At 27.6% G+C, this 463-nt stretch carries 1 protein-coding gene; it reads left to right on the forward strand.

Annotated elements, in window-relative coordinates:
• Positions 1–463: restriction endonuclease subunit S (locus KQ877_RS03460; RefSeq protein ID WP_216536037.1), on the forward strand; the 463-nt coding region annotated here is incomplete at both ends.

The following is a 463-nucleotide window of genomic DNA, read 5'->3' on the forward strand; positions in this document are numbered from 1 at the left end:
TTGGTTTCAAGACAAGGTGAAAAATCTATTTAAAATTACAAGAGGACAAGTTTTAAACACTAATAAATTAAAAGAATTTCCATCTGAAAAATATAAGTACCCTGTGTTTTCGTCGAAAACTATAAATAAAGGATTATTAGGTTATTACAATGAGTATCTTTTTGAAGATGCTATTACATGAACAACTGATGGTGCTGAAGCTGGTACTGTAAACTATAGAAAAGGCAAATTTTACCCAACAAATGTGTGTGGAGTGCTGATAAATTACGAATTAGCTAATTATGCGATTTCATATTCGTTAAATGATTTAACTTATAAATTTGTTTCGAAAGCAGCCATACCAAAATTAATGAATAACGTTATGGCAAATATTAATTTTTATTTATCTACAGATTCTTTGGAAATGCAAAAAATATCTAAGTTTATTGAATTATTTAACGACAGCATATCTTTGTTAAAGCGT

The sequence above is a fragment of the Mycoplasma zalophi genome, from assembly GCF_018914005.1.
GTDB classification, from domain to species: Bacteria; Bacillota_I; Bacilli_A; order Mycoplasmatales; family Metamycoplasmataceae; genus Metamycoplasma; species Metamycoplasma zalophi_A.